Source organism: Stenotrophomonas sp. STEN035, from assembly GCF_056759935.1.
In genome coordinates, this window is sequence record NZ_JBRRDY010000012.1 from 1 (window position 1) to 25,561 (window position 25,561).

Consider the following 25,561-nt stretch of genomic DNA (forward strand, 5'->3'; position numbering starts at 1 on the left):
CGCCCCACCCGCCTGCCGCCGCCCCCCCCGCGGCCGCCCCCCCGCGCCCGCACCCCGCGCCCCCCCCCGCGCACCCACCCCGCCCCCCCCCCCCCCGCCGCCCCCCCGCCCCCCCCCCCCCCCCCCCCCCCCCCCCACTACAGGTAACGCCCCAGCCGAGCATGGCTCGGCTCTACCTGCGCCCTCCCTTTGGCCGCAGGCCAAGGGGAGGGTTGGGGAGGGGTGTTTTTTGCTTTGGCTGGTAAAGCCCCAGCCGAGCATGGCTCAGCTCTACAGGCTTGCCGCCGCCATTCCTATGACCGGCAACGCCCACGCCAATGGCGCTATCCAGCGCGGGCGATACGGATATAGCCCGAAGGCCAGCAGCAGGCCGGCGACGGTCATCGCGCCCAGCCACCACACCGGCCCCATTGCCCAGCCGTTGCGCCAGACGCACAGCACGAACGCAGCAGTGAGCAGACCCCAGCCCAGCCAGCGCCATAGCCGCATGCGCGCGGCATTGGCACCGGCCTTGCCGTGCAGCTCCAACTGATGCTTCTCCATCGCCAACGACAAGGCCGCAAACGCAGCGAACGACAAACCCAATGCAAGCAGCATCATGCGCTTGCCTCCGCAACCACAGTTGCCTGTTGCCGGCGCTTTTTCTCGGCAGCACTCAACGGCGGCTGCCAGTGCTGCATGCGCCAGCCGCAGTAGGCCAGCATCGCGCCGAAGGCGATCATGCACAGGTCGAAGCTGGCCAATACCCAGTCACCTGCGGCAATGGTCGCGCCAAGATGCGCGGTCGTGGTGAAGGCATTGAGCACGGGAATCAGCGCGAACAAGGCCGCGCCGACATACAGCTGCCAGGCCCACATCATCCGCTTCGGCCAGATGAAGGCCGCCAACAGTGATGCCGCCCATGCGTAGAAGAACACGCTGACCTCGGCATCACTGCGTTCGGCCAGCTGCACAGGCAACAACCTGTTTCCCCAGAAGTAGGCGGCGAAGGCAATCGGCAGGCCGGCAACGGCACCAATGTTCAAGGCATCGACCAGACGCAGGCCGAAGCCGGTCTTGCCGGACTTGGCATGCTTGGGCCGTTCCTTCACCGCCCACAGCACCACGCCACTGGCCACCATCAGACAGCCGATCAGGCCAGACAGGAAGAACAGGGCGCGCAGGCCCCAGTCAGCGAAGCGTGCCAGGTGCAGCCCGTACATCACGCCACGGGTCTGCGTTGCACCACCCGCATTCGGGCTGGCTTCCAGCAGTTCGCCACTGACTGCGTCATAGCGTAGCGACGGTGTATCGACCGACAGACGCTTGCCATCGCGCTGCTGGATGTCCACCACGGCATTGGCGGCGCCGGGCCGGTACACGGTGAAGCCGCCGATTTCGGCACCGTTCCACTGCTTGCGTGCGCTGTCCATCAGTTGCTGGATCGGCACCGGTGCTGCTGTTCCCTGCCCTGGAGATTCGATATCCGCCATGCGCGCGAAGGCTTCACTGAAGAACGCGTCCTCGTCCTTGGGATAGGCCGTACTCACGCCCCACGGTAGGTACATGAACATCAAGGTGACGATGCCGGTGTAGGTGATCATGGCGTGGTACGGCAAGGCCATCACTGCGCTGACGTTGTGGAAGTCCAACCACGAACGCAGGCCTTTCTGTGGGCGGAAGGTGAAGAAGTCCTTGAAGATCTTCTTGTGGGTGATGACGCCGGTAATGATCGCCACCAGCATGAACATCGCGCAGAAACCCACGATGTAGCGCGCCCACACGACCGGGATGTAGTGCAGGTCGAAATGCAGGCGATAGAAAAAGTCACCACCGCGGGTTTCACGTGCGGTGACTTCGTTGCCGGTATTTGGATCGACGGTGGCGTCCCCGAAGCGACCACCACCACGGCGTCGGCGCTTTTCACCTTCGACTGGCGGTTTGACCATCGATTCCGGGTTGCGCCAGAACATGCGCAGCGCGGGATTGCGGGCGTCGGGCAGGGTGACGCTCCAACTCTCGGCCTGTGGTGCCTTGTGCTGCAGGAAGCTGAGCGCGCGGCTGGCGGCATCGTCAGCACTGACCGTGCTGCGTGGCAGCTCCGGGCGCATCCAGCGGCTGATCTCCTCACGGTAGTAGCTGGCGGTGCCGGCCATGAAGATCAGCAACAAAAGCCATCCAACCAGCAGGCCGGTCCAGGTATGCAACCACGCCATTGACTGGCGGAATCCGTTCTTCATGCTGCTGCTCCAAACCACTGTGTGCCCAACCACAACAGCGCGGTCGGAATCAGGATGCCGATCCAGGCACGCAAGGCGCTGCGGGTGGCGAATGCCCACAATGCGGCGCAGGCGCATAGCACGATGGCGACCAGCATGCCGGTCAACACGGCCTGGCTGCGGGCGATGGGCAGGGCCGCGGCGATGAACATCGAGCACGTGGCGGCGAGTGCGTAGCCGCCGACGATGGCGGCAAGCGAGCGCGACAACACGCCCAGCCATGGGCGTGCGAAGAAACTGCCAAGACGGTTGTACCAGGGGCTGGCGAGAGGCGTGCTGTCCACAGGAACCTGCAAAGTCGGATCAATACGGAAGCCACCGGCAAAGCCGGTGGCGGGGAATAAGTCGGCCGTCCCTGGCCGCCACTGCGAAGCAGTGGTTTCCCTGGAGGGATTACAGCTTCCAGCGCAAGTTCAGGCGCACGTTGCGCGGCTCGCCCCAGTTGACGCCGTCATAGAAGCCGACATTGCTGTAGTACTTCTTGTCGAGCAGGTTGTTGATGTTCAACTGCGCCGAGAAGTTGTCGTTGAACTGGTAACCGGCGAACGCGTTGAGCAGTACTACCGCGTCCTGGGTGATCGGCGATTTGTAGCGCTTGCCACTGGTGATGTAGTCCTCAGCGGGGCGATTGCTCATGCGCCAGATCTCGCTCTGCCAGGTGGCACCGCCGCCCAATGACAGCCGGCTCCATGCACCACCCGGGCGCCAGCTGGTGTTGAGGCGGAAGGTGTTTACCGGCGTGGTAGTGCTCTGGCGCACGCCCTGCTGGTTGCGGATGACGGTATGCGCATAGCCGGCCGACAGGTTCCAGTGTTGGCTGATGCTGCCCTGGGCTTCCACTTCCCAACCCTTGACCTTGTTGCCCTTGCCGGTTGAGCGGTAGGCGGTGGAGCCATCCGGCAGCGAAGCCTCCGGTACCGAGTCATCGACCTCGGCGACGTTGTCCTTGACGCCTTTGAACACAGCGGCAGAGGCATTCATGCGACCGTCGAACAGCTCGGCCTTGACGCCGGCTTCCCACATATCACCAACCACCGGTTCCAGGTAGTTGTTGTTCTTGTCGCGGTAGTTCTGTGGCTGGAAGATGTCGGTGTAGCTGGCGTAGGCGCTGAATGATTTGCTGAAGTCATAGATCAGACCGGCATACGGAGTGAGCGAGTCATCCGGCTTGTAACCGCCACGGGTGGTGCCCAGCAGTTTCCCGGAGGTGTCGCGTTCGTATTCCCAGCTGCGGGTTTCCCAGCTGCCGTAGCGTGCGCCGAGCACCGCCATCAACGGATCGGCAAGTTGCAGGCGTGCAGCAACATAGGCAGCGCGCTGCTTGAGCTCATCCTGTGAGGACAGCCAGTTGTAACGATTGACCTGCAACGGCGCTACATCGCCGGTCCAGTTACGCCAATCCGGGACCTTGTCGTAGCCATCGGCGTAGTCGAAGTCCGAACCCGGTACTTCGCCCTTGCGCACCGACTGACCGAGGCCAACCACCAGCTCGTGCTCGCGGCCGAACAACTTGAATGGACCGCCTGCATTGAGATCGAACACCTGCATGTCACCGCGTTCGCCGAAGGCACCGATGTAGGCGACTACGCCTGTGCCGTCCGGGCGCGGGTAGCCTGCTGCTCCGTACCAGACATTGCCTTCGGTTTCGCGCTTGGAGTGCGTGTAGCTGGCCTTGATCGCCCAGTCGTGGCCCAGGCTCTGTTCGAGTCGTGCGAATGCAGTCTTCTCGACGATTGGCCAGCGGCTCCAGCGTGCCGACAGATTGGTCGAACGTGGCAGGTTGGCCGGCTTGCCGTCGACGCCCCAGTACGGCACCACGCCCCAGGTAACGCCTGAGGTTTCCGGCGACTGGTACTCGTAGCCGACTTCCAGCAAGGTGCTATCGCTCAGGTCAGCCTGGACGATGCCGTAGAACACGTCCTTGTCCAGCTTGTAGACGTCACGGAACGAGTCGCTCTGTTGCTTGGCGGCGACGATGCGCGCACGCACGCGGCCATCCAGTGCAATCGGGCCACCGATGTCCGCTTCCAGTCGCTGGTTGCCCCAGCGGCCGAGCACCAGGTTCGCGCTCATCGCGAACTCATCGGTGGGGCGCTTGCGCACGTAATTGACGGTGCCCGAGGGATCACCTGCGCCGGTCGTCAAGCCGGTGGCACCGCGGACTACTTCGATGCGGTCATAGATGACGCTGTCGTTGTTGGTCTTGATGTAGCCGCCGAAGGTATTGAGCATGCCATCAACCTGGAAGTTGTTGATGGTGTAGCCGCGCGAGACGAAATTGATGCGTTCGCTGTCGGTGACCGCCACGTGCACACCGGTGACCTGGCCCATCACGTCGGACATTGCATATAGCCCCATATCGTCAAGGCGCTGGCGGGTCAGCACGGTGACCGACTGCGGGGTGTGCCGCAGCGACAAGTCCAGCTTGGTCGCGGTACGCGCCTGCTTGACCGTGTACGACGTGGGGATGTCGGCGTCGGCGACGACTTTCACCGTATCCAGATTGGTGGCGGGCGCCGCTTCCTCCGCCCACGCCGAGGCGGCGGCGCTGCAGAGGGCGACAGTAAGTGCGGCGGCGAGTAGCGCGCGCTGCGGCAGGATTGGGCGGGAGGACATGGTGGATTCCTGTTGGGCAAAAGGATTGCCAACCACAGGAATCGCCCACGGTGCAGTCCACGCCATGCGTGGATGCTCCGGGTGTTGTCGCTCCCGCCAGCTGGCCTGCATGCACGGCGCAGCCGGCTACGGCGCGCGTGGCATCAGTTCGGATATCGGGGGTACACGGGGCGTGGCGGGATGGAGTGAAACATCCATGTCGCACGAGGCTGGGCGTACTGCCTAGGTGGTAACGATAATTGTTCGCATTTAATTAAGCAAGCGGATGTGTCCTTGTTTCTGTGGTGGTTGCGTTCGCCTCGTCATGCCGCTGAAGCGTGCGCGATTTCTCTCGAGGCGCTTCTCTGGAGGTGCGGGTGCGTGCACATTGATGACGTTTGCGAGCAGCAAGAGCGAATGTCTGCTTGCTTCACTCAACAGCGCGCTGCGTTGTACGTGTCATCGCCGGGCAACACGTTGTTACGAGAATAGGACGCTCCCAGCAGGCACTTGCCTGCAGCCGTCTTTCGAATTCCGGAGCAGCCAGTGAAGCGTTGTGCGTTGTCGATTGCAGTTGGATTGGTGGTATTTGGTGGCGTGGCAAGCGGGGTGCATGCGCAACAGGTGGAGGCAGCGCCAGCAGCAAAGGCGACCAACCTCGACGCGATGATCGTCACCGGTACGCGCGGTTCCAACCGCACCCAGTTCGATACGCTCGCACCGGTGGATGTGTTCTCGCAGGAAGAAATCCAGGGCATCGAATCGTCTGATCTTGCCGACGTGCTGGCGCAGCTGGTGCCCTCGTTCGTGGTGCAGCGCATGCCGATGAATGATGGGCAGGTATTTGTGCGGCCAGCCACGCTGCGTGGCCTGTCGCCGGATCAGACCCTGGTGCTGGTCAATGGTCGCCGTTTCCATCGCTCTGCGCTGCTTGGCGCGCGTGGTGCGCAGGGGCCGGATCTGGCGCAGATCCCGAAAAGTGCGATCCAGCGCATCGAAGTGCTGCGCGACGGTGCCTCGGCGCAGTACGGTTCCGATGCGATTGCCGGCGTGATCAACATCATTCTCGATGACAGTGTTGGCACCGAAGTGAGCATGGGCCTGTCGCAATACAGTGTAGGTGATGGCACCTCGCGCAACGTCGGTGCGCGCACCGGCATTGCCTTGGGTGATGCCGGCAGCCTGTCCTTGTTCGCCGACTACGACAATTCCGATGCGACCTCGCGCACCCGTCAGCGCGCCGATGCAATCGCTTTCCAGAACAAACACCCTGAATTGAAAGTGCCCAACCCGGTGCAGCGCTGGGGCCAACCGGAGCTTGAGAACAAGCGCGTCGGCTTCAACCTCAAGCACTACCTGGGCGAAACCACCGAGATCTACGGCTACGGCCTGTATGGCAAGGGCGAGGGCCTGAGTGATTTCAACTGGCGCAACCCGGATGGCACCGCTTCGGTCTATAACACCACGCCGGTGTTCCCGGGCTGGGATGTGCGCACGCTGTACCCGACCGGTTTCAGTCCAAAGTACGGCACCGACTATGACGATCTGCAGCTGCTGTTCGGTGTACGCGGTCGTATTGGTGAGAATCTGGATTGGGATGTAAGTGGCAGCTACGGGCGTAACCGCATCGAGTACACGCTGGGGAATTCGATCAATGCCTCGTTGGGCCCGGACAGCCCTACTTCGTTCTACCTCGGTCGTCTGAGCCAGGAAGAGCGCAACCTCAACGCCGACTTCGTTTACAGCCTGCCATTGGCTGCGCTGGCGTCACCGGTGAATGTTGCCTTCGGTGCCGAGTTCCGTGAGGAGACCTATGGTGTGGATGCAGGTGATCCGGCATCGTATGCAATCGGCCCAGGTGCGGTCGCGGGCCTGGCGGGCAACTCCAACGGTGCGCCTGGCTTCAGTCCGGCCAATGCCGGCAGCTGGGATCAGCGCAGCTACGCCGCTTATGTTGATGTGGAAGTGCCGATGACCGCGCGCTGGAGCGTGGGTGCTGCAACGCGCTACGAGCACTTCTCAAGCTTCGGCCAGAGCGTGGACGGCAAGCTGTCCTCACGCTTCGAGTTCACCCCGGACTTCGCCCTACGCGGCTCGGTATCCACCGGCTTCCGCGCGCCGACGCCTGGCCAGCTTTACACCACCAATACCCAGCAGGGCCTGGATACGGTGACGCTGCAGGTGTTCACCTCTGGCCGCTTGTCGCCCAGCGATCCGTTGGCCCGCATGTTGGGCGCAAAGGATCTGAAGCCGGAGCAGTCGCGCACTGCATCGCTGGGCCTGACCTGGCGCAATGACGCTGGCTTCTCGGGCTCGGTGGACCTGTACGACATCAAGGTCACCGATCGCTTCAGCCAGTCGGCCTCGTTCCAGATTCCGGCCGGCGTCGCCAACCCGATGGGCTATACCTCGGTGAGTTACTTCACCAATGACTTCGACACCACCACCCGCGGCATCGATTTAGTTGGCAGCTACGCCACCGAGCTTGGCGCGGGCCGCTTGAACCTGACCGTGGGCTGGAACTACAACAAGACCGAGGTCGACAAGGGCGATACCGGTGTGGCGACCAATGCCAGCCAGCGTGTGGTGTTCGAAGAACGCCTGCCTCGGCAGAAGGGCACGTTCAGTGCCAACTACGACGTCGGTAGCTGGAGCGTGCTGGGTAAGCTGCGCCACTACGGTGCGTGGACCGACTCCTCGGGCAATGCCACCGGCGATATCTTCCAGCGCTTCGGTGCCATGCAGTTCTTCGATCTGGCAGTGAGCTACCGCATCAATGCGATGCACTCGCTGCGGGTCGGTGCCGACAATGTATTCAACCGCTATCCAGATGAAGCGACCTTCCAGGCCAGCCGCGGCCTGATCTATTCGCGCAACGCGCCGTACGACACTGACGGCCGAAATGTCTACGCCGAATACCGGTTGAAGTTCTAATGGATATCAGTCGGCGTCGTGTTCTGCGCTCGGCGGCGATGTTGCCGCTGATGGGTGCTGCTGCCGGGGCGTTGGCTTCGGCCACGCCAACAGCGTCACTGCCAAGCGCACCGGCAGGCAGGCCTGCCGCGCAGCTGGCCACGGATGAGACGTACTGGGCGGCCGTAGCTGCCCAGTACCAGCTCACCGACGAGGTGGTGATGCTGGACAACGGCTATTGGGGGGCAATGGCACAGCCGGTATTGCAGGCCTATCAGCAAGCCACTGCTGAAGTGAATCAAGGCAATGCCTGGTTTGGCCGTGTCGAGTTCCCGAAGCGGGCGCGTTCGGTGCAGCAACGCTTGGCCGCCTTCCTCGGCGTGGGTGAGGACGAGCTGGTGCTTACCCGCGGTGCCACAGAAGCCTTGCAGGCAATGATCGGCGGCTATAACCGGCTGCAACCGGGCGACCAGGTGCTGTATGCCGATATCGACTACGACAGCACAATCACCGCGATGCGCTGGCTGCAGCAGCGCCGTGGCGCTGAGCCGATGGCGATTGCGTTGCCGGAGCCATGCGATGCGGCGACGGTAGTGCAGGTCTATGCCGATGCGCTGGCCAGGCATCCGCGTCTGAAGGTGATGCTGCTGACGCAGGTGAATCACCGCAATGGCATGCTGCTTCCGGTTGCCGAGATTGCGGCGCTTGCCAAAGCGCGCGGTGTGGATGTGATCGTCGATGCCGCGCATGCGGTGGGTCAGGTGGACATGCAGGTTGGCGAGTTGGGGGCTGACTTTGTCGGTATCAATCTGCACAAGTGGATAGGCGCACCGGTAGGCGTTGGTGCGATGTATATGCGGCGCGGACGGGTGGGTGACATTGATCCGTATATGGGTGATCCGGATCGTGGTATTGCCAGTCGCGTGCATACCGGGACCGCCAATTTTGCAGCCTTCCTTGCTTTGCCTGCGGCCCTGGATTTTCATGCCGCCATCGGTGTGCAGGCCAAGCGCGAGCGCCTGTTGCTGCTGCGCAACCGTTGGCGCGATGGGGTACGTGAGGTGCCAGGGGTGCAGTTGCTGGGGAGTGACGAAGTAGCCCTGAGTAGCGCGATTTCCTCGTTCCGGCTGCATGGACGTAGATCGGTTGAGCAGAACGTGGGGATAGCGCGGCGGATGCTGGAGCAGCATGGTGTGTTCACCGTGCATCGTGACGGTCTGGCGCAGGGCGCATGCGTGCGGGTGACGCCGGGGATATTTACCTCGACTGCACAGATTGATCGGTTGGTGGGTGCGGTGCGGGCAGTAGCAGGAAGCTTGTAGGAGCGGCGTAAGCCGCGAAGCTCGTATTTCTTCAACGCCACTGATCAAGTGCACTCGAGAAATGCAGCTGGCTTTTGTGGATTGCAGGAATTGCGCCGGCCTGAAGAACGCCCGGCTTCGCGGCTTACACCGCTCCCACAAGGAACAGCAGATAGCTTGTAGGAGCGGCGTAAGCCAGCGAAGCTGGCGTGCTTTCAGTTCCGCTGATCAGCTGCAATCGCGAGACGTGGCTGGCTTTAGTGGTTTGCAGACATTGCCCCGGCCTGAAGGGATGCCGGCTTCGCGGCTGACGCCGCTCCTACAACGGCGCGGCTAGAACTTCAGCCAGCCGGTCAGTGCATGCAGCAGCAGGCCGATCAGTCCGCCCACCAGGGTGCCGTTGTAACGGATGTACTGCAGGTCACGGCCTACGCTGAGTTCCAGTTGTTCGACCAGTTTCTTTTCATCCCAGGCTTTCACGGTCTGGGCGATATGGCTGGTGACGCCGCTGCGCAGGCGATTGGTAAGCTTCTCCGCGCCAGCCAGCATGTGCTGGTTCAATGCATCGCGCAGGGCGGTGTCGTTGCCGATACTGGTGCCGAGCTTGCCCAAGCTGCGTTCCAGGTGGCCTGCAAGCACCGAATCTTCGCGGGACAGGTCCGCGCGCAGGTAGTCATGCACGCGCTGCCACAGACCCTGCACGTACTCCTGCACCGCCGGGTGATCGATCACCTGCTGTTTCAACGCGTCCACTTTTGCAGCCAAAGCCGGATCTTCGCGCAGGCGGCGAATGTAATCGGCGATCCATGCGGCGTAGTCCTGGCGCAACGGATGCTCGGGCTGCGACAGGATCGCCTGCAGCTCCTCCAGGCCGGCGCGCGCCAGCCTGTCGGCCAGTGAATCGCCGATTTCATCGATGGGTTTGACCCAGTCCACGGTGCTGGCCAGCTTCGGCCATTCCTTGCGGATGTAGCGCACGATCAAAGCCGAGGCTTGTTGCCGCACCTTGTCGTTGTCCAGCCAATGGGCGACGCGGGTGAGTCCCTCATCGAGCACGCGCTGATGGCGGTTGTCGGCAGTCAGCAGGCCAAGCAGTTCACCGGCGGTTCCCGCTGCGTTCCACTGCCGTAGTTGCGCCACCACGAAGCCTTGGATGGAGCGGCGCACGGCCGCTTCATCGAGCAGGTCCAATGCCTGCACCGCCCAGCCGCGTGCCATGCCGGCCAGCATCCTGGCCTGCGCAGGCTGCGCCAGCCATTCGCCCAGGCGTGTGGCCGGGTCGAATACTTTCAGCTTGGCCAGCAGCGCTCCCGGCTCCAGGAAGTGATCGCGCACGAATACTGCCAGGCTGTCGGCGATACGCTCCTTGTTGCGCGGAATGATGGCGGTATGCGGAATCGGCAGGTTCAGCGGGCGCCGGAACAAGGCCACCACGGCAAACCAGTCAGCAAGGGCGCCAACCGTCGCGGCTTCACAGAAGGCACCCACCCACGCCCATATGCCGCGTTCGCCGTTGATGTGGCTGATGATGAAGCCGGCGAGCATCGCCAGCAGCATCGCCACGGCGTACAGCTTGAGCCGTCGCAGTTGCGCGCGGCGCGGATCGTCCTGCGGGCCCACGGCTTACTCGCTGTCCTTTGCGCTCACCGCCCGGCGGAAGCAATGGTTGCCCGCAGGGTGTGCCCATTCGCCGGCATTGCCGCGTTGGGGGCCGTCCGCAGTGCTGGTGTCGAACTGCGCACACAACTCGTAATGGGTGGCGTCCAAGGTCCGGTAGCTGTAATCCGGCCCGCCGGCAGGGTCCTTGTAGGTCAGGATCATGCCGGGTTGCGCCGCGAGGGCGAGGATGTTGGGCGGTAGCGCGTCGTTCTCGCGCCAGTAGTTGGCGGCCGCTGTCTCCAGCGTCCGCAGGTGCGACACGCGTGCATCATCCAGCCGCTTGAGCCGCTGTTGCGATGGCGAATCGATGACCCAGACACCGGCTGCGATTGCGGCTGCAGTGACGATGCCGGTTGCCCAAAGTACGCGTGTGCCCCAAGCAGTGCGGCTCATGACTCGACCTCCTCTTGGCGCAGGTCCCACAGGTAATAACCGAACACGGTGCCAGCGATGACGCCGACCACCAGTACCTTGAGCAGGAAGCGCAGGCTAAGGTCACCGCTGAGCAGGTTGTATACCAATGCGGTGAGGTCGCCGATCAACACGGTGGCCGCCACGAACAGGGTCAGATAGGTCAACCAACGGCGTACCGGCGACAAGCGCTTGATTGGATGCTTGTCCACGTCGCGGCTGACGCGATGGGCGGCGAAAACGAACACCGGGAAGGCGATCACCAGCGCCGAGATCGCCCAGCGGATACCGCCACTCAACCGCATCAGCTGCCAGTCGGGATCGGCCGGGTCGGGCAGGACGTACTGGATCAGCTGGAACAGCAGGCTGCCCAGGTTCCATGCGAAGAAGTACAGCGTGCTGAACAGCACCAGATAAGCGAAGGCTTCTCGTGCCGACAGCGAGGCGCGCGGGCGTGGCACCGGCAGCGGGAAATCCACTTCGGCCCAGCCATCGAGGACGCCGCTGATTTGCTGTTCGCTCCAGCCGGCGGCCAGCAATGCGCTGCTGACCTGTTGGCGGCTATGTCCGCGCACCAAGGCGTCGCGGACAAAGGTTTCAAGTTCGGGAGAGGCCGAGGCCATCACATGCTCCTTGCAGGGATGACCGCAGCCTAGGGTGCCGGCTCAGCGCAATCAAGCGTCGATGGGTTCTTCGACCTGTGCGGCCAGCATGCGCGCGCGCAGTGCATCCAGTTCCATGCGCAGGGCCTGGTTCTCGGCGGTAAGTGAGGTGATGCGCTGGCGCAGGGCCTGTACTTCGGCGCTGTCGCTATTGCCGTCGAGGCCATCGGCTTCGGCCATGCTCAGCGGCTGCGACTCGTCATCGGCCTCGTCACGCGCCGCCTTGGGCTTGCGCTTGGCATCGCGCACGCGCTTGGCGGCCTGCTTCAGCTCGTCCTTGCCGCCACGCGCAGCAGCGCGCTGCTCTTCTTCGGGCAGGCTGGCTACGGTGGCAGCCGCGCTGAGCGAGATCGCGCCTACGCGCATCGCCTCGATCACCTCGGCGGTGGCGTGGTCGTGGATCTTCTCGATCATCGTCACCTGGCTGGGGCTGAGCTTGGCTTCGCGGGCCAGATCGGCCTTGGACAGCTTGGGCGCCGGATCCCACGGTGGGCTGTCGCTGTCGGCGGCAGCGCTGGGCGCAGCCTCACCTTCGCTCTCACGGCGCAGCTGTTCCTGCTCGCTGCGGCGGCGGGTTTCCAGGATGTCGCGTTTGCGCAGGGCGAGTACGCCGCGCTGGTAATCGGACACGCTGCGGCGGCCCAGGTGCTGCTCGATCATCCACAGATGCACGTCGTCCATCGACTTGAAACGGGTGTTCTGCACCGTGTTGAAGGCGATGCCGTGCTTGGAGCAGATGCCGTAGCGGTTGTGGCCGTCGATCAGCACGTCGCCCCACAGCACCAGTGCGTCGCGGCAACCCTCGGCCAGCAGACTGCGCTCCAGCGCGTCATGCTCGTCCTGCGTGAGCGGATCGATATAGGCCTTGAGTTCTTCGTTGACGATGATGTCCATGAGCGCTGCCAGAAACGTGGAGCGGCATTGTGAAGCCAGCAAGGGCAACGGCCAACCCTTGTATTTGCGGAAAATAACAGGTCCGTGCCGGTGCGCTACGGTGGCCGGCGTACCATGAAGGCCTGTTACAAGGCATTACCCACAGGAAACCATCCATGAACAGTCCCCATATCCGTGAACAATGGCAGGTGCTGGCCGAAGGCCTGTCGCTACGCACCCGCGCGTTCATAAATGGCCAGTACGTGGATGCCGTATCGGGCGCCAGCTTCGACTGCATCAGCCCGATTGACGGGCGCGTGCTGGGGCGGATCGCCGACGGTGGCCAGCTCGACATCGACCATGCGGTCGCGGCGGCGCGGCGCAGCTTCAATGCCGGTCATTGGGCAGGCTTGAAGCCGGTCAAGCGCAAGCAGGTATTGCTGAAGCTGGCAGCCTTGGTAGAGGCGCATGCCGATGAGCTCGCCCTGCTGGAAACGCTGGATATGGGCAAGCCGGTGGCGCAGGCGCGGCAGGTGGATATCGGAGGGGTGATCCGCTGTATCCAGTGGACGGCCGAAGCAGTGGACAAGCTCTACGGCGAAGTGGCCCCGACCGGTGCCAACGAGCTGGGCTTGATCACCCGCGAACCGTTGGGCGTGATTGGCGCGATCGTGCCGTGGAATTTCCCGCTGCTGATGGCGGCATGGAAGATCGCGCCGGCACTGGCCGCTGGCAATTCCGTGGTGCTCAAGCCTTCGGAGAAGTCGCCATTGAGCGCGCTGCGTTTTGCCGAGCTGGTGAGCGAAGCGGGCGTTCCTGATGGTGTGTTCAACGTGGTGCCCGGCAGTGGCAAGGGTGCCGGCGAGCCACTGGCGTTGCATATGGATGTGGATGGTCTGGTGTTCACCGGCTCCACTGCGGTGGGCAAGCGGCTGCTGCAATGTGCGGGCTTGTCGAACATGAAGCGCGCGTACATGGAATGCGGTGGCAAGAGTCCGAACATCGTGTTTGCCGACGCGCATGATCTGGACAGGGCGGCTGAGGCAGCGGCCAACGCGATCTTCTACAACCAGGGCGAGGTGTGCACGGCAGGTTCGCGTCTACTGGTGGAGCGCTCGATCAAGGATGCGTTTGTCGCCAAGGTGATCGAACATGGCCGGCACATGCAGCCTGTGCATCCTTTTGAGCCGAAAGCGGCAATGGGCGCGATGGTGGATGAAGCGCAGACCCAGCGCGTGCTTGGCTACGTGGAGAAAGGCACTGCGGAAGGCGCGCGGCTGTTGTTGGGCGGCAAACGTGCGGATGTAGTTGCCGGCGGCTGTTACATCGAACCAACGGTATTTGATGAAGTCAGCCCGCTACAGAGCATCGCCCGCGAAGAAATATTTGGACCGGTGTTGTCGGTGATTGCATTTGATGGCGAGCAACACGCCTTGCAACTGGCCAATGACACCGAGTACGGCTTGGCGGCCGGCGTGTGGACGCGCGATGTTTCGCGCGCGCATCGCGTTGCGCGTGGTCTGCGTGCGGGCAGCGTGTGGGTGAATTACTGGGATGGTGGTGATATGACCGCGCCGTTTGGTGGTTACAAGCAATCTGGCAATGGCCGCGACAAATCGTTGCATGCCTTTGATAAGTACACCGAGATGAAGGCGACCTGGATAAACCTCGAAGGCTGATTGTCTCCCTCCCTTTGGCGTAGCCAAGGGGAGGGCTGGGGAGGGGTTGGCTGTTGAGCTTCGGCGCTGGGGTTTGAAGCCGTACAAGCAACATCAAAAGCCAACCCCCTCCCAACCTCCCCCTTGGCTGCGCCAAAGGGGAGGGCGATGCATGCAGCTTTGCTCTCTCCCCTTGGCTTTGCCAAAGGGGAGGGACAGCTGTCAGTCCTTCTCCTGCGCAACCACCGCGCCAGTAGCCGGATCCAGACGCACCTCGACCTTCTCGCCGCTGGCAGTCTTTCCCTTGGCCTTCCACATGCCATCATCCAGCTTCATATCGCTGACGCCGGTATAGCCTGCGCTGGAAAGCTGCGCGCGGATATCCGCCTCGCTCAACTGCGATACGGCCTTGTCCGGATAGACGGTGCCATTGCGTGGATCAAGTTTTACATCGACCTGCTTGCCATCAGCGCTGGTCGCATCGGCTTCCCACATCCCATCTTCGAACTTGACGTCCTTGACGTTGGTGTAGCCCTGGGCTTCCAGCTGTGCGCGTACCTGCGGCGCGGTCAATGCATCATGGGCCTGGGCGATGCCGCTGCCAGCCAATGTCAGTGCGGCTGCAATCAAGGCGGTACGTAGCGGTCGGTTGTTCATTGGTCTGCTCCTTGGGGTTCATCGCGCTTTTGGCGCGGGATCAACCCTAACGGCGTAAACCTGTATCGATCCGTGAATTGTCGCGGATTCAACGCGCGTCAATCGGATGCGGTTAATCGATGTGCATGGGAACGCAAGAAAGTGTTTTCAGAACGTTCATTCCTTGCGCAGCGGATGTTCACGCCAATGCGTACCAACAAACAGCTGTAGTGCCGAGCCATGCTCGGCAAGGGGCCTCGCCCATGGGTGGCTGGCCGTATGCAGGTTTGTGGGAACGACGTCAGTCGCGAGGCCAATACATCATCTGATCGCGGCGATGCTTGCTTCTGATGCGATGCATGCTTCGCGGCTTACACCGCTCCTACAAGGCTTCGTCTGGGTTCGCAGCCGCTGCCGGACACCCAGGTGCCCGGCAACGTTCCATCAGCTTTTAGTCATCGCCACGCTTGCGCAGCTGGCCGGCAAAACGGTCCAGCCACTGCGCGAATCCCTGCAGTACCGCGCCGCCCTTGTCCTTTAGTCCTGCCAGCTCGGCCTCCAGGCGTTCGCGGCGGGTGGTTTCGCCCTCATTGCTCGGTAACGGTGGCAGGATGTGGGCGAAGTAGGTGTCGCCCAGGAACTTGTGCAACAAGCGTTCGCCGATGAAGGGCTCGCCGTTGTTGAGTGCGCGCGCACCCTTGAGCAGGTTGCGGATGTCGTACTGGGTGGGGCTGAGATCGGGCACCTGCTTGGGCAGGTCGAGCAGGCTGTAGACTGCGATGCGCGCGGTGCGTACCGAGCTTTCCATGGTGAACACCACGTCGTTGGCGGTCTCCACGAACTGGCCAACCAGCGCCAGATTGGTGCTGCCAGCCGGGACCACGTGCGGGCGATCACCCGCCGCGCGCGGCATGAACTGGGCGGTGATGTACGGCATCAGCGCCAGTCGTACCTTGGTGTGCGGGACGATGGCGTCGAGCTGATCGGCAATGCCAAGGTGGTGGCATAGCTCGGCCACGATCTCGCGCCCATTGCACTCGGGCATGGTTTTCTTGACGAAGTTGCCGGGCTGGTCCATCAGCAGCGCGTACACCCACATCACCACCGTGTCCTTGGGCTGGCCGGGGAAATGCGGCTGGCGATTGATGGTGACGCTCAACACCCAGTTCGAATCAGTGAAGGTGATGATGCCGCCGGTGGCGGTGCGGCCCGAGGTCGGGTCGTTGACCGAGAGCTCGCGCAGCTTGTCCACCAGCGGCGATGGTTTGCAGGTGAGGGTGGCCGACTCCCACATGGAGCGGTCGATGTCACCACAGAACTTGTCAGGTTTGCCGAATGCCGGCGAGTGCTTGGCAAGGTTGCGCCACAGGCCCCAACTGCTGCCTTCGGCCGGACCGCCATGACGCTTCTTCAGCACCGGCACGGTGTCCAGATCACCGTATGCCGTGTCCTCGGTCATCGAGCCGGTCAGCGCGATCACCAGATCACGCGGGGCGACGGTGAGGCGGCCTTCGCCTTCATTGCTGCGTGTATGCAGGGCGGTGACCGTGCGCTGCTCGCCCTGTACCGCGAAGTCCATGTCCAGCACCTGGGTGCCGAGCTTCACCTGCACGCCCTTCTCGCGCAGCAGCTTGATCAGCGGCGTGACGAAGGTGTCGTACTGGTTGAACTTGGGGAACACCAAGGTCGACATGTCGCCGAAGCCATCGATGGCATCGAGGAAGCGGTGCATGTAGAGCTTCATTTCCAGCAGGCTGTGCCAGTTCTCGAAGGCGAACATCGAGCGGAACAGGAACCAGAAGTTGCTGGCAAGGAAGCCTTCACTGAAATGATCCTCGATGGTCAGGTCATCGAGCTGGTCCTTGCGCTTGAGCAACAGGCTTGCCACTTCCCATTGCTGCTTGCGATTCAGCCCGAAGCGGGTGAAGTCGGGCAGCACCTGGCCCTGCTTGTGCATCAGCCGTGACTTTGACCAGTTCGGGTCGGCGTCGTTGGCCAGCCGGTATTCGTCCAGCACGCTGAAGCCTTCCGGCAGCTCCAGCGCAGGCACATCCTGGAACATATCCCAGAGGTTGTCGTAGTTCCAGTTCATCTCGCGGCCGCCGCGCACGATGTAACCGTCCTCGGGGTTGCCGGCACCATCCAGCGAGCCACCTTCGATGCCGGCGCCTTCGATGATGGTGATGTTCTCGCCTGGCATATGGCCGTCGCGGATCAGGTAGAACGCCGCTGCCATGCCGGCGATGCCACCACCGACGATCCACGCCTTGCGCGTCTGGATGCCCTCGGTGGGCAGTGGCTTGAAGCGCTGGTAGTTGCCGACCATGTCCGGCGGCGGCAGCGTGTTGAGAGGGGTGTTGTGCCAGTAGCGGGCGGTGGCGTCTGGTTCGTGCTCGAAACGTTGCTTGGATTCAGTCATGAGGTTCTCCGGTATTGGGGGGGAGGTGCACAACGAACCATCCCAGCCTATACAGCGATGGGGCTGGACGGGTTACATATCCGTGAATCGCGGAATTGCGGGGTGTGATCGTTCGTGAGGCACGGTTGCGGGCTCAGCGCCGGCAACGCACGCTTTCCTGCAGCAGTGCCGTGCGCAGTGCGTCGCGGTCGCGTTCGCTCACTGCGTTCTGGAAGTAGTTGACCTCGCGCCGGCTCAGCTTGCAGGGGTCGATTTCGTAGCCTGGCGGCCAAAAACCAAGGTAGTTCGCCACGCCCTGGATCATTTGCCTTGGGCTCATCTGTGGCTTCAGGCGGAAGTAGCGTGGCGCATGTCGAAACGCCGGGTCTTGGTCGAGGCGCCGGAACGGTTGCTGGGCGAAGCTGTCGGCGCTCAGTGGGTTGCCACCAATGGCGCCTTCGGCAAGGGTCAGGTTCAGCGGGGCCGGGGCTGCAATTGCTGCCTGCGGCGAGTCCGTGAGCGGTTGCTGATCGGTCGCTGGCCGGGAACGGGGTCTTGCTGAACTCCCCGTTCTGGTGATTTGCGCAGCTGGGCGCAGGGTTTGCGGGGCGGGTGCTGCGCTCGGAGGGCGCGGCAACCAGCGCAGGCTGATGCGCGGCCCGGTGTCGGGCGAGCTCGGCTGGCGCGCCTGCAGCAGCCATAGCGCAAGGGCTGTATGGACTGCGACGACGGTGATTATCGCGCTCAGGTGGGCGAGCGGGTGTCGGAAACGTCCGGAAGTGGTCGCCATCGGTAATGCATCCATGCGGGGGCCGATGCTGTGACCGCCATACGTGGCAATAGTTTCCCGCTTTCGTGGTGAAAGCGGCAGCGTCGTCAAGCAACGGTGTCGGCTGCAACCAAATGGCGGCTGCCGCAGCGCTGCGTGGCAGACTGCGGCCATTATTTCCTCTGTTACGACCATGTCGACCGCCGCCAGCTCCGCCCCCCTGAACTCCACGCGCCGCGTACTGGCTGCCAGCCTGATCGGCACCACCATCGAATTTTTCGATTTCTACATCTACGCTACCGCTGCGGTACTGGTGTTCCCCAAACTGTTCTTCCCAGACAGCAGCAATGACGCTGCGCTGCTGCAGTCGCTGGCGACCTTCGCGGTGGCCTTCATCGCGCGGCCGGTGGGCTCGGCGGTGTTCGGGCATTACGGTGACCGCATCGGGCGCAAGGCCACCTTGGTCGCTGCCTTGCTGACGATGGGCTTGTCGACGGTGGCGATCGGCCTGCTGCCGACCTACCACGACATCGGTGTGATCGCGCCACTGTTGCTGGCCTTGTGTCGTTTCGGGCAGGGGCTTGGGCTGGGCGGGGAATGGGGCGGCGCGGTGTTGCTGGCGACCGAGAATGCGCCGCCGGGCAAGCGCGCCTGGTACGGCATGTTCCCGCAGCTGGGTGCGCCGCTGGGCTTCCTGCTGTCGGCGGGCACCTTCCTGCTGCTGGGGCGGATTCTGGATGACGCCAGTTTCCTGTCCTGGGGCTGGCGCGTGCCGTTTGTCGCCAGTGCGCTGCTGGTGATCGTCGGGTTGTGGGTGCGTTTGAACATCCGCGAGACGCCGGATTTCCAGAAGGCACTGGAGCAGGGCCAGCGCGTGCGCCTGCCTATGCGTGAGGTGCTCATTGCCCACGGTTTTGCTGTGGTCGCCGGCACCTTGGCGGCGTTCGCCACCTTTGTGCTGTTCTACCTGATGACGGTATTTACGCTGGGCCATGGCACTTCGGTGCTGCGCTATGCACGCGAGGACTTCCTGCTGCTGCAGATGGTCGGCATCCTGTTCTTCGCTGCCGGCATTCCATTGGCCGCGCTGTACGGCGATCGTCATGGCACGGTCAAGGCGATGTTGTGGGCGACCCTGGGCATCTTCGTGTTCGGCCTGCTGTTCCAGCCCTTGTTCCAGGCCGGGCATCCGTTGCAGGTGTTGCTTTTCCTGTCGCTGGGCCTGTTCCTGATGGGCCTGACCTACGGCCCCTGCGGCACCATGTTGGCCAGTCTGTATCCGGTGCAGGTGCGCTATACCGGCGCCTCGCTGTCGTTCAATCTGGCTGGCATCCTGGGTGCTGCGCCCGCACCTTATGCGGCAACCTGGTTGGCCGGAAAATTCGGCATTGCCGCGGTTGGCGGCTACCTGTGCATCACTGCCTTGGCAACGGCATTGGCCCTGCTGGCCATCAGCCGTTGGCAGCGCAAGGGTGCCGCAGGGACGCCGTAAGTCGCGACTATTGCCGGTCCCACACAAGACCGGCGACGTGTGCGCCTTGCGGCGTTCCTGCAGCGATAAAACGCAGGAACGGCGGGGAGGGGATATCTGGGGGGATGTCTGCAGCCACGCCGTTCCTGCAAAGCGGTTCAGCGGAACAAGCGCTTCAGCGTACGTCCCAGCCAGCTGCCTTCCTGATGCTCCTTGGCGAACTGGTTGAGATGGCGCTTGACGTGCTCGGCATAGGCCTTGTCATCACCGCGGATATGGTTGAACAACCAGCGTGACAACATGTTGCGCAGCTCGTCGGTGACGTCTTCGCCGGACTGGAAGCGCATGCGGTACTCGGAGACGCGCTTGCCGAACACTTCATGCACGCGCTTGTGCGCGGCGCAGAAGGGGTAGCCGGCTTCTTCCATCAGCTCTTCTTCGAAGGCGAAGTGCGACATGGTGTAGTCCACCAGTTCGTCGATGACTTCAGCCACGGCGACCCGCTCCAGACTTTTCTGGGCGACGTGAAGGTGGTTGAGCATCTCCACGATGCGCATGTGCTGATGGTCGATGACCTCCACACCCGTATTGAGATCGTCCTGCCAAACCAGTAGTGCCACCGCTGCTTCTCCCCTTGTGCTTTGAGCCGCACTGTAGGGAGTGGGTTTGGCAGGCGCGTTGATCTGGATCAATGCCGGTAGCGGAGCGCCGGTTTCATTCAGATATCAAATTGGTGGATTTCAGTGTGTGTCTGCGCTGCAGACGCGGTTGCGTCCGCCAGCCTTGGCCAGGTACAGCTGGCGGTCGGCTTCGGTGATCAGTTGATGCAGGTTGCCGCTGCGCAGCGGCATGCGGCAGACGCCGATGCTGATCGTCATGCTCAGGGTGTTGTCGCCGAACGGCAGCCGCAGCGCAGCCACTGCTTGCCTCACCTTCTCGAAGTGAGCGGCACTGGCGGCAGCGTCCATGCCGCTGACCATCAGGCAGAACTCCTCGCCGCCAAAGCGCGAGCTGATGTCCTGGCTGCGGGTATTGGCCTGCAACACCGAGGCGACAGCACGGATGGCCTGGTCGCCGGCTTCGTGGCCGAGGCTGTCGTTGATGTGTTTGAAGTGGTCAATATCGACCATGGCCACGGCGACCATGCCGCCGTTGTTGACTGCGCTGAGTTGACGCTGGCTCTGCTCGAGGAAACTGCGGCGGTTGGGCAGGCCGGTCAGGAAGTCGCGTGTGGCCAGATCCTGGAGGGTGCCGATCAGTTCCAGCTGGTCGACATTCTGCGAGACGCGGCAGAAGAACTCCTCGCGCGAGAAAGGTTTGCGCAGGAAGTCATTGGCGCCGTTCTTGAGGAAGCGCGGAATCAGTGACGGGTCTGAATTGCCGGAGATGCCGATCACCGCCACCTTGTCGCGTGCACGCAGCGCACGCAGCCGACGGGTCAGCTCCACGCCTTGCATGCCAGGCATCTCCTCGTCGACGATGACCAGGCGGATCGCTGGGTCGGACTCGATCGCGCGTAGCGCTGAGAGGCCGTCGTCGGCTTCGATGACGTGGTAGCCGTACATGGTCAGCAGGGCGGAGGCGTAGGCGCGGGCCGACGGTGAGTCGTCCACCACCAAGGCTGCGATGCGGCGGTTGCGCTCCATGCGTTGCACCAGCCAGACCAGATAGTCGATGCTGCCTGGGGTGTTCTTCAACACGTAATCGATGATCTGCTGCTGCAGCACGCGTTTGCGCAGGTCCTCGTCATACACGCTGCTGACCACGATGGTCGGCAGGCCGCGATTGACGAAATACTGCACAACCTGGTCGCGGTCGCCGTCGGCCAATACCAGTCCGGTCAGCACCAGGAACCAGCCATCCTCGCGATCCAGAAGCTCACCGGCCTCGGCCAGGCTGGAGGCGACACTGACGGGCAGCTCCAGCCGCTGTTCGATGGCCTCGCGCAGCATCGTGGTGAAGGTGCGCGAGTTCTCCACCAGCAGGATGCGCTGGGGCAGGGGAGCGATCGACGGACTGTCAAAGGCGGCCTGTGGCGTGCTGGCAGTAGTGGCGAGAGTAGGGAGCATCGGAAGGTATAGCGGCCGCTGGCGTAAGAGCTTGAGGCTGTCTGTGTAGCTGGGGGCGGGATGCAGGATTGGGGATTGGCAAGCGCCAGCTCTGCACTCGCGGTGATCCGCGCTCTTCATCCCGAGTCCCGCATCCCCAATCCCCGCCTCACCACAACAGATCGCGCAGCTTGTACCAGGACATCGCCGCCACCAGCATCGGCATGCGCAAGGCCTTGCCGCCGGGGAATACACCGTGCGGAATGCGCTCGAACACGTCCAGCCGCTGTGCCTGGCCGGCAATCGCGGCGGCGATCACTTCACCGGCCAGACCGGTGCTGGCGACACCGTGGCCGGAAAAACCCTGCGCGAAGTACACGTTCGGGGTGACTCGGCCCCAATGTGGGGCGCGGTTGCGGGTGATGTCGATATAGCCGCCCCACACGTATTCCATCTCCACATCGGCCAACTGCGGGAATACCCGCCGCATGCGCCGGGTCATGCTGGCACGCAGGCCGGGGGGAGGAAGTGCCGAATAGTTGGCCTGGCCGCCGAACAGCAGGCGGTGGTCGCGGCTGAGCCGGAAGTAGTCCAGCGCCCAGTTCACATCGGCCACGGCCATGTCATTGCGTATCAGCGCCTTGGCGCGTTCGGCGCCGAGCGGCTGGGTGGCGCCGATATAGGTGCCGACCGGCATCATCCGGGTTTCCAGCTCGGGGGCGATGTCCTGCAGCCAGGCGTTGCCGGCCAATACGACGAAGTCCGCATCGACCCGGCCATCGGCGGTGATCAGCGCTGGTTGCGTGCCGCGTTCCAGCCGGGTGACCGCGGATTGCTCATGGATGGTGACACCGGCGGCTTCGGCGGCCTGGGCCAGGCCCTGCGCATAGGCCAGCGGATGCAGGTGGCCGCTGGCGGCGTCATACACCGCGCCCAGGTAGCGCTCGCTGGCCAGTTCCTGCTGCAGGCGCGGGCGGTCCCACCATTCCAGCGGGTAGTCGTAACGTTGCGCCATGCGCTCGATATCGCTGCGCAGGGCGCGCTCCTGGCGCGGCTGGATCGGTACGCTGGCATGGCCGTCGCGCCAGTCGCAGTCGATGCCATGTTTGGCGATGCGCTGCTTGAGCATGTGCATGCCGTCGCGCGAAAAATCGAACAGCAGCCGGGCATCGGCGTCGCCAACCAGCGCTTCCAGCGTGTCCTGCTCGCAGCCGTAACCAACGATGGCCTGGCCGCCGTTGCGGCCGGAGGCACCCCAGCCGACACGTTCGGCTTCCAGTACGGTGACCTTGTAGCCTTTTTCGGCCAAGGCCAGCGCGGCGGTCAGGCCGGTATAGCCGGCACCGAGCACGGCTACGTCGGCACGCGCCTGCCCTTGCAGGGGCGCACGTAGCGGAAGTTCGGGTTGGCTGGCGGCATACCAGCTCGGGGGATATACGGATGCAGCGGCGTCCACGGACATCAGGCCGAATCAGGGGCGGGAAGTGTAACGACCCCGGCGTATGCGGCGTGCGCAGGCCGGTGAAGAACCTGTGTAGTGTGCCCTGCGTTACTTGAATGCTGGATGGCGCTTGGTTGCCTAAACAGCGGGGCAGGGGTAGCGTGCTGACACGTCTCATGAGCTTTACCCATGGCCAGCCTGCCGCTGGTCGGCTTGCCTACCGACAGCAAACCGATCGGGTCCCATCCGTTTCTTGTTGTTGGCGAAAAGTACGTGCGCGCTGTTGTCGACGGCGCGCAGGCCACGCCGCTGCTGCTGCCCTTGCTGCAGCCGCCGCTGCCGGCCGAGGTTTGGTTGGCGATGCTGGATGGCCTGCTGCTGACCGGTGCAACCAGCAATATCGAACCGCACCACTACGATGGCGGCGACAGCTGGCCGGGCAATCCGCATGATCCGGCACGCGATGCAAACGTGTTCGGCTTGATCCCGCAGGCACTGGCGCTGGGCATGCCGATACTGGCGATCTGCCGTGGTTTCCAGGAGGTCAATGTCGCCTTTGGCGGCAGCCTGCATCCCAAGGTGCATGAAGTGCCCGGGCTGGCTGATCATCGTGAAAACCCAGCGTCATCGTTGGAAGTGCAATATGGACCGGCGCATGCGCTGCAGCTGAGCCCGGGAGGTTTGCTGGCGGACATCGCTGGCGGCAACGAGGTGATGGTCAATTCGGTGCACGGGCAAGGTGTTGCCAGGCTGGGCGAAGGGCTACAGGTTGAGGCTCGCGCGCCGGATGGGCTGATCGAAGCGTTTCGTGGCACAGGCCCGTCGTTTCTGCTCGGCCTGCAGTTCCACCCGGAGTGGCGGGTTACCGAAAACCCGTTCTATCTGGGCATTTTCCAAGCCTTCGGCGAGGCCTGTCGCCGCTATCGGTCAAACAAACAAGTTGGTTCCCCATGACGTCGCGCCCCCGCACCCGCAGCCGCAAAACCGCCATCGCCGTCCAGGAAGAAAGCCTGTTGCTGCGCTGGCTGAAGGAGCGGCACATCACCGAGGTTGAATGCCTGGTGCCGGATATCACCGGCAACGCGCGTGGCAAGATCATCCCGGCCGACAAGTTCTCGCACGACTATGGAACGCGTCTGCCCGAGGGCATTTTCGCCACCACCGTGACCGGCGATTATCCGGATGACTACTACGAGCTGACCTCACCGGCCGACGCGGACATGATCCTGCGCCCGGACCCGGACACCGTGCGGATGGTGCCGTGGGCCACCGATCCGACCGCGCAGATCATCCATGACTGTTACACCAAGAGCGGCCAGCCGCATGAGCTGGCACCGCGTAATGTATTGCGGCGGGTACTGGCTGCCTACGAGGAGCTTGGGCTGAAGCCGGTGGTGGCGCCGGAAGTGGAGTTCTTCCTGGTGCAGAAGAACACCGACCCGGATTTTCCGCTGCTGCCGCCTGCTGGCCGCTCGGGTCGCCCGGAGACGGCACGTCAGTCGTATTCGATCGATGCGGTCAATGAATTCGATCCCATCCTCGACCTGATGTACGACTATTGCGATGCGATGAAGCTGGACGTGGATACCTTGATCCACGAATCCGGTGCCGCACAGCTCGAGGTCAATTTCACCCACGACGGCGCGATGTCGCTGGCCGACCAGGTGTTCCTGTTCAAGCGCACCATGCGCGAGGCAGCGCTGCGCCATGGCATCTATGCCACCTTCCTGGCCAAACCGATGGAGACCGAGCCAGGCAGCGCCATGCACATCCACCAGAGCCTGGTGCGTATTGCCGATGGTCGCAATGTGTTCGCCGGTCACGCCGAGGGCGAGTACAGCGAAACCTTCGACAATTACCTGGCCGGCCTGCAGAAGTACGTGCCGGCGGCGATGGGCTTCTTCGCCCCGAACGTAAACTCCTATCGTCGGCTGGTATTTGGCGAGGTGTCGCCGAGCAACGTGGAGTGGGGCTTCGACAACCGCACCTGCGGCCTGCGTGTGCCGATGGATACGCTGGAGAACAATCGCGTCGAAAGCCGTTTTGCCGGCTCCGACGCCAATCCCTATCTGGCGATGGCGGCGACGTTGGCCTGTGGCCTGCTGGGCATCCGCGAAAAGCTGACGCCGACCACCCCGATCAGCGGCAACGCCAAGGAGCTGGGCTACGAACTGCCGCGCTCGCTGGGCGAGTCGCTGGATGCGCTGGAGGGCTGCGAAGCCCTGCAGGAGTTGCTGGGGCGACGTTTCTGCCGTGCCTATGTTTCGGTCAAGCGCAAGGAATACGAGACCTTCTTCCGCGTGATCAGTTCCTGGGAGCGCGAGTTCCTGCTGCTGAATGTTTGATCGCGAGGCTTGTCTCCCTCCCTTTTGCGCAGCAAAGGGGAGGGGCGGTGCATGCAGCTTTGCTCCCTCCCTTTGGCGCAAGCCGAGGGGAGGGCTGGGGAGGGGTAGCTCTGCTGTGGCGTT

General features: G+C 63.2%; 20 protein-coding genes. 6 read left to right on the forward strand and 14 right to left on the reverse strand.

Annotated elements, in window-relative coordinates; translation table 11 throughout:
- Positions 1–270 precede the first annotated feature (270 nt).
- From ACVOLL_RS08140 to ACVOLL_RS08155, 4 genes are all read right to left on the reverse strand, one after another.
- The gene (locus ACVOLL_RS08140) at positions 271–600 is read right to left on the reverse strand and encodes a DUF3325 domain-containing protein (RefSeq protein WP_481512441.1); all 330 of its coding nucleotides are present in this window, start codon (positions 598–600) and stop codon (positions 271–273) included.
- Positions 597–2,219: a PepSY-associated TM helix domain-containing protein gene (locus tag ACVOLL_RS08145; RefSeq protein ID WP_481512442.1), complete on the reverse strand. Its 1,623-nt coding sequence runs from the start codon at positions 2,217–2,219 to the stop codon at positions 597–599. The genes ACVOLL_RS08140 and ACVOLL_RS08145 overlap by 4 nt, the downstream gene beginning before the upstream one ends.
- Positions 2,216–2,542, reverse strand: a complete 327-nt coding sequence (locus tag ACVOLL_RS08150) for a DUF3649 domain-containing protein (RefSeq protein ID WP_481512443.1) — start codon at positions 2,540–2,542, stop codon at positions 2,216–2,218. Before ACVOLL_RS08150 ends, ACVOLL_RS08145 begins: the two co-directional genes overlap by 4 nt.
- A 109-nt stretch (positions 2,543–2,651) precedes the next feature.
- Positions 2,652–4,874, reverse strand: a complete 2,223-nt coding sequence (locus ACVOLL_RS08155; RefSeq protein ID WP_481512444.1) for a TonB-dependent siderophore receptor — start codon at positions 4,872–4,874, stop codon at positions 2,652–2,654.
- A gap of 525 nt (positions 4,875–5,399) precedes the next feature.
- On the opposite strand from ACVOLL_RS08155, the gene ACVOLL_RS08160 reads away from it, so the two are divergent.
- A complete protein-coding gene (locus ACVOLL_RS08160; RefSeq protein ID WP_481512445.1) occupies positions 5,400–7,787 on the forward strand; it encodes a TonB-dependent receptor plug domain-containing protein in 2,388 nt (795 codons plus the stop codon).
- Positions 7,787–9,088 (forward strand): aminotransferase class V-fold PLP-dependent enzyme, encoded by a 1,302-nt coding sequence (locus ACVOLL_RS08165; RefSeq protein WP_481512446.1) that lies wholly within the window; start codon positions 7,787–7,789, stop codon positions 9,086–9,088. Before ACVOLL_RS08160 ends, ACVOLL_RS08165 begins: the two co-directional genes overlap by 1 nt.
- 312 nt (positions 9,089–9,400) lie before the next feature.
- Here the strand turns inward: ACVOLL_RS08165 and ACVOLL_RS08170 are convergent, their stop codons facing one another.
- From ACVOLL_RS08170 to ACVOLL_RS08185, 4 genes are read right to left on the reverse strand one after another with little or no spacing between them, the layout of a single operon-like run.
- The gene (locus tag ACVOLL_RS08170) at positions 9,401–10,687 is read right to left on the reverse strand and encodes a DUF445 domain-containing protein (protein ID WP_481512447.1); all 1,287 of its coding nucleotides are present in this window, start codon (positions 10,685–10,687) and stop codon (positions 9,401–9,403) included.
- 3 nt (positions 10,688–10,690) lie between these two features.
- Entirely contained in the window at positions 10,691–11,119 is a 429-nt protein-coding gene (locus tag ACVOLL_RS08175) for a hypothetical protein (RefSeq protein WP_481512448.1), read from the reverse strand.
- Positions 11,116–11,760 carry a DUF5671 domain-containing protein gene (locus ACVOLL_RS08180; protein ID WP_481512449.1) on the reverse strand — a complete coding sequence of 215 codons (645 nt, stop codon included), beginning with the start codon at positions 11,758–11,760 and terminating at the stop codon, positions 11,116–11,118. Before ACVOLL_RS08180 ends, ACVOLL_RS08175 begins: the two co-directional genes overlap by 4 nt.
- Before the next feature lie 51 nt (positions 11,761–11,811).
- Positions 11,812–12,693, reverse strand: a complete 882-nt coding sequence (locus tag ACVOLL_RS08185; protein ID WP_481512450.1) for a ParB N-terminal domain-containing protein — start codon at positions 12,691–12,693, stop codon at positions 11,812–11,814.
- Between the two features lie 155 nt (positions 12,694–12,848).
- On the opposite strand from ACVOLL_RS08185, the gene ACVOLL_RS08190 reads away from it, so the two are divergent.
- On the forward strand, positions 12,849–14,351 hold the full coding sequence (locus ACVOLL_RS08190) for an aldehyde dehydrogenase (RefSeq protein ID WP_481512451.1): 1,503 nt from the start codon (positions 12,849–12,851) through the stop codon (positions 14,349–14,351).
- Between the two features lie 201 nt (positions 14,352–14,552).
- On the opposite strand, the gene ACVOLL_RS08195 is transcribed toward ACVOLL_RS08190, so the two are convergent.
- The 3 genes from ACVOLL_RS08195 to ACVOLL_RS08205 all read right to left on the reverse strand — a co-directional run bounded on the left by ACVOLL_RS08195 (position 14,553) and on the right by ACVOLL_RS08205 (position 18,154).
- A complete protein-coding gene (locus ACVOLL_RS08195) occupies positions 14,553–14,987 on the reverse strand; it encodes a PepSY domain-containing protein (protein WP_481512452.1) in 435 nt (144 codons plus the stop codon).
- Positions 14,988–15,417: 430 nt separating this feature from the next.
- Positions 15,418–17,385, reverse strand: coding sequence for an oleate hydratase (locus tag ACVOLL_RS08200; RefSeq protein WP_481512453.1), 1,968 nt, complete (start codon positions 17,383–17,385; stop codon positions 15,418–15,420).
- A gap of 133 nt (positions 17,386–17,518) precedes the next feature.
- Positions 17,519–18,154 (reverse strand): hypothetical protein, encoded by a 636-nt coding sequence (locus ACVOLL_RS08205; protein WP_481512454.1) that lies wholly within the window; start codon positions 18,152–18,154, stop codon positions 17,519–17,521.
- Positions 18,155–18,326: 172 nt separating this feature from the next.
- Between ACVOLL_RS08205 and ACVOLL_RS08210 the strand changes: the two genes are divergently transcribed.
- The gene (locus ACVOLL_RS08210) at positions 18,327–19,625 is read left to right on the forward strand and encodes an MFS transporter (protein ID WP_481512455.1); all 1,299 of its coding nucleotides are present in this window, start codon (positions 18,327–18,329) and stop codon (positions 19,623–19,625) included.
- A gap of 137 nt (positions 19,626–19,762) precedes the next feature.
- Here the strand turns inward: ACVOLL_RS08210 and ACVOLL_RS08215 are convergent, their stop codons facing one another.
- The 3 genes from ACVOLL_RS08215 to ACVOLL_RS08225 all read right to left on the reverse strand — a co-directional run bounded on the left by ACVOLL_RS08215 (position 19,763) and on the right by ACVOLL_RS08225 (position 23,114).
- Positions 19,763–20,224: a bacteriohemerythrin gene (locus ACVOLL_RS08215; protein ID WP_313169472.1), complete on the reverse strand. Its 462-nt coding sequence runs from the start codon at positions 20,222–20,224 to the stop codon at positions 19,763–19,765.
- 120 nt (positions 20,225–20,344) lie between these two features.
- Entirely contained in the window at positions 20,345–21,673 is a 1,329-nt protein-coding gene (locus tag ACVOLL_RS08220; RefSeq protein ID WP_481512456.1) for a GGDEF domain-containing response regulator, read from the reverse strand.
- A gap of 148 nt (positions 21,674–21,821) precedes the next feature.
- Complete coding sequence (locus tag ACVOLL_RS08225; RefSeq protein WP_481512457.1) at positions 21,822–23,114, reverse strand: NAD(P)/FAD-dependent oxidoreductase; 1,293 nt, start codon at positions 23,112–23,114, stop codon at positions 21,822–21,824.
- Positions 23,115–23,282: 168 nt separating this feature from the next.
- Here ACVOLL_RS08225 and ACVOLL_RS08230 point away from each other — a divergent pair, with 168 nt between their 5' ends.
- Both ACVOLL_RS08230 and ACVOLL_RS08235 read left to right on the forward strand, forming a co-directional pair.
- Entirely contained in the window at positions 23,283–24,047 is a 765-nt protein-coding gene (locus ACVOLL_RS08230; RefSeq protein WP_481512458.1) for a gamma-glutamyl-gamma-aminobutyrate hydrolase family protein, read from the forward strand.
- Positions 24,044–25,438: a glutamine synthetase family protein gene (locus ACVOLL_RS08235; protein ID WP_481512459.1), complete on the forward strand. Its 1,395-nt coding sequence runs from the start codon at positions 24,044–24,046 to the stop codon at positions 25,436–25,438. Before ACVOLL_RS08230 ends, ACVOLL_RS08235 begins: the two co-directional genes overlap by 4 nt.
- Positions 25,439–25,561: the final 123 nt, after the last annotated feature.

Coding starts and splice junctions, on each gene's coding strand:
- ACVOLL_RS08140 (WP_481512441.1), bottom strand. CDS start 600: ATGATGCTGCTTGCATTGGGTTTGTCGTTCGCTGCGTTTGCGGCCTTG.
- ACVOLL_RS08145 (WP_481512442.1), bottom strand. CDS start 2,219: ATGAAGAACGGATTCCGCCAGTCAATGGCGTGGTTGCATACCTGGACC.
- ACVOLL_RS08155 (WP_481512444.1), bottom strand. CDS start 4,874: ATGTCCTCCCGCCCAATCCTGCCGCAGCGCGCGCTACTCGCCGCCGCA.
- ACVOLL_RS08165 (WP_481512446.1), top strand. CDS start 7,787: ATGGATATCAGTCGGCGTCGTGTTCTGCGCTCGGCGGCGATGTTGCCG.
- ACVOLL_RS08175 (WP_481512448.1), bottom strand. CDS start 11,119: ATGAGCCGCACTGCTTGGGGCACACGCGTACTTTGGGCAACCGGCATC.
- ACVOLL_RS08180 (WP_481512449.1), bottom strand. CDS start 11,760: ATGGCCTCGGCCTCTCCCGAACTTGAAACCTTTGTCCGCGACGCCTTG.
- ACVOLL_RS08185 (WP_481512450.1), bottom strand. CDS start 12,693: ATGGACATCATCGTCAACGAAGAACTCAAGGCCTATATCGATCCGCTC.
- ACVOLL_RS08190 (WP_481512451.1), top strand. CDS start 12,849: ATGAACAGTCCCCATATCCGTGAACAATGGCAGGTGCTGGCCGAAGGC.
- ACVOLL_RS08195 (WP_481512452.1), bottom strand. CDS start 14,987: ATGAACAACCGACCGCTACGTACCGCCTTGATTGCAGCCGCACTGACA.
- ACVOLL_RS08200 (WP_481512453.1), bottom strand. CDS start 17,385: ATGACTGAATCCAAGCAACGTTTCGAGCACGAACCAGACGCCACCGCC.
- ACVOLL_RS08205 (WP_481512454.1), bottom strand. CDS start 18,154: ATGGCGACCACTTCCGGACGTTTCCGACACCCGCTCGCCCACCTGAGC.
- ACVOLL_RS08210 (WP_481512455.1), top strand. CDS start 18,327: ATGTCGACCGCCGCCAGCTCCGCCCCCCTGAACTCCACGCGCCGCGTA.
- ACVOLL_RS08220 (WP_481512456.1), bottom strand. CDS start 21,673: ATGCTCCCTACTCTCGCCACTACTGCCAGCACGCCACAGGCCGCCTTT.
- ACVOLL_RS08225 (WP_481512457.1), bottom strand. CDS start 23,114: ATGTCCGTGGACGCCGCTGCATCCGTATATCCCCCGAGCTGGTATGCC.
- ACVOLL_RS08230 (WP_481512458.1), top strand. CDS start 23,283: ATGGCCAGCCTGCCGCTGGTCGGCTTGCCTACCGACAGCAAACCGATC.
- ACVOLL_RS08235 (WP_481512459.1), top strand. CDS start 24,044: ATGACGTCGCGCCCCCGCACCCGCAGCCGCAAAACCGCCATCGCCGTC.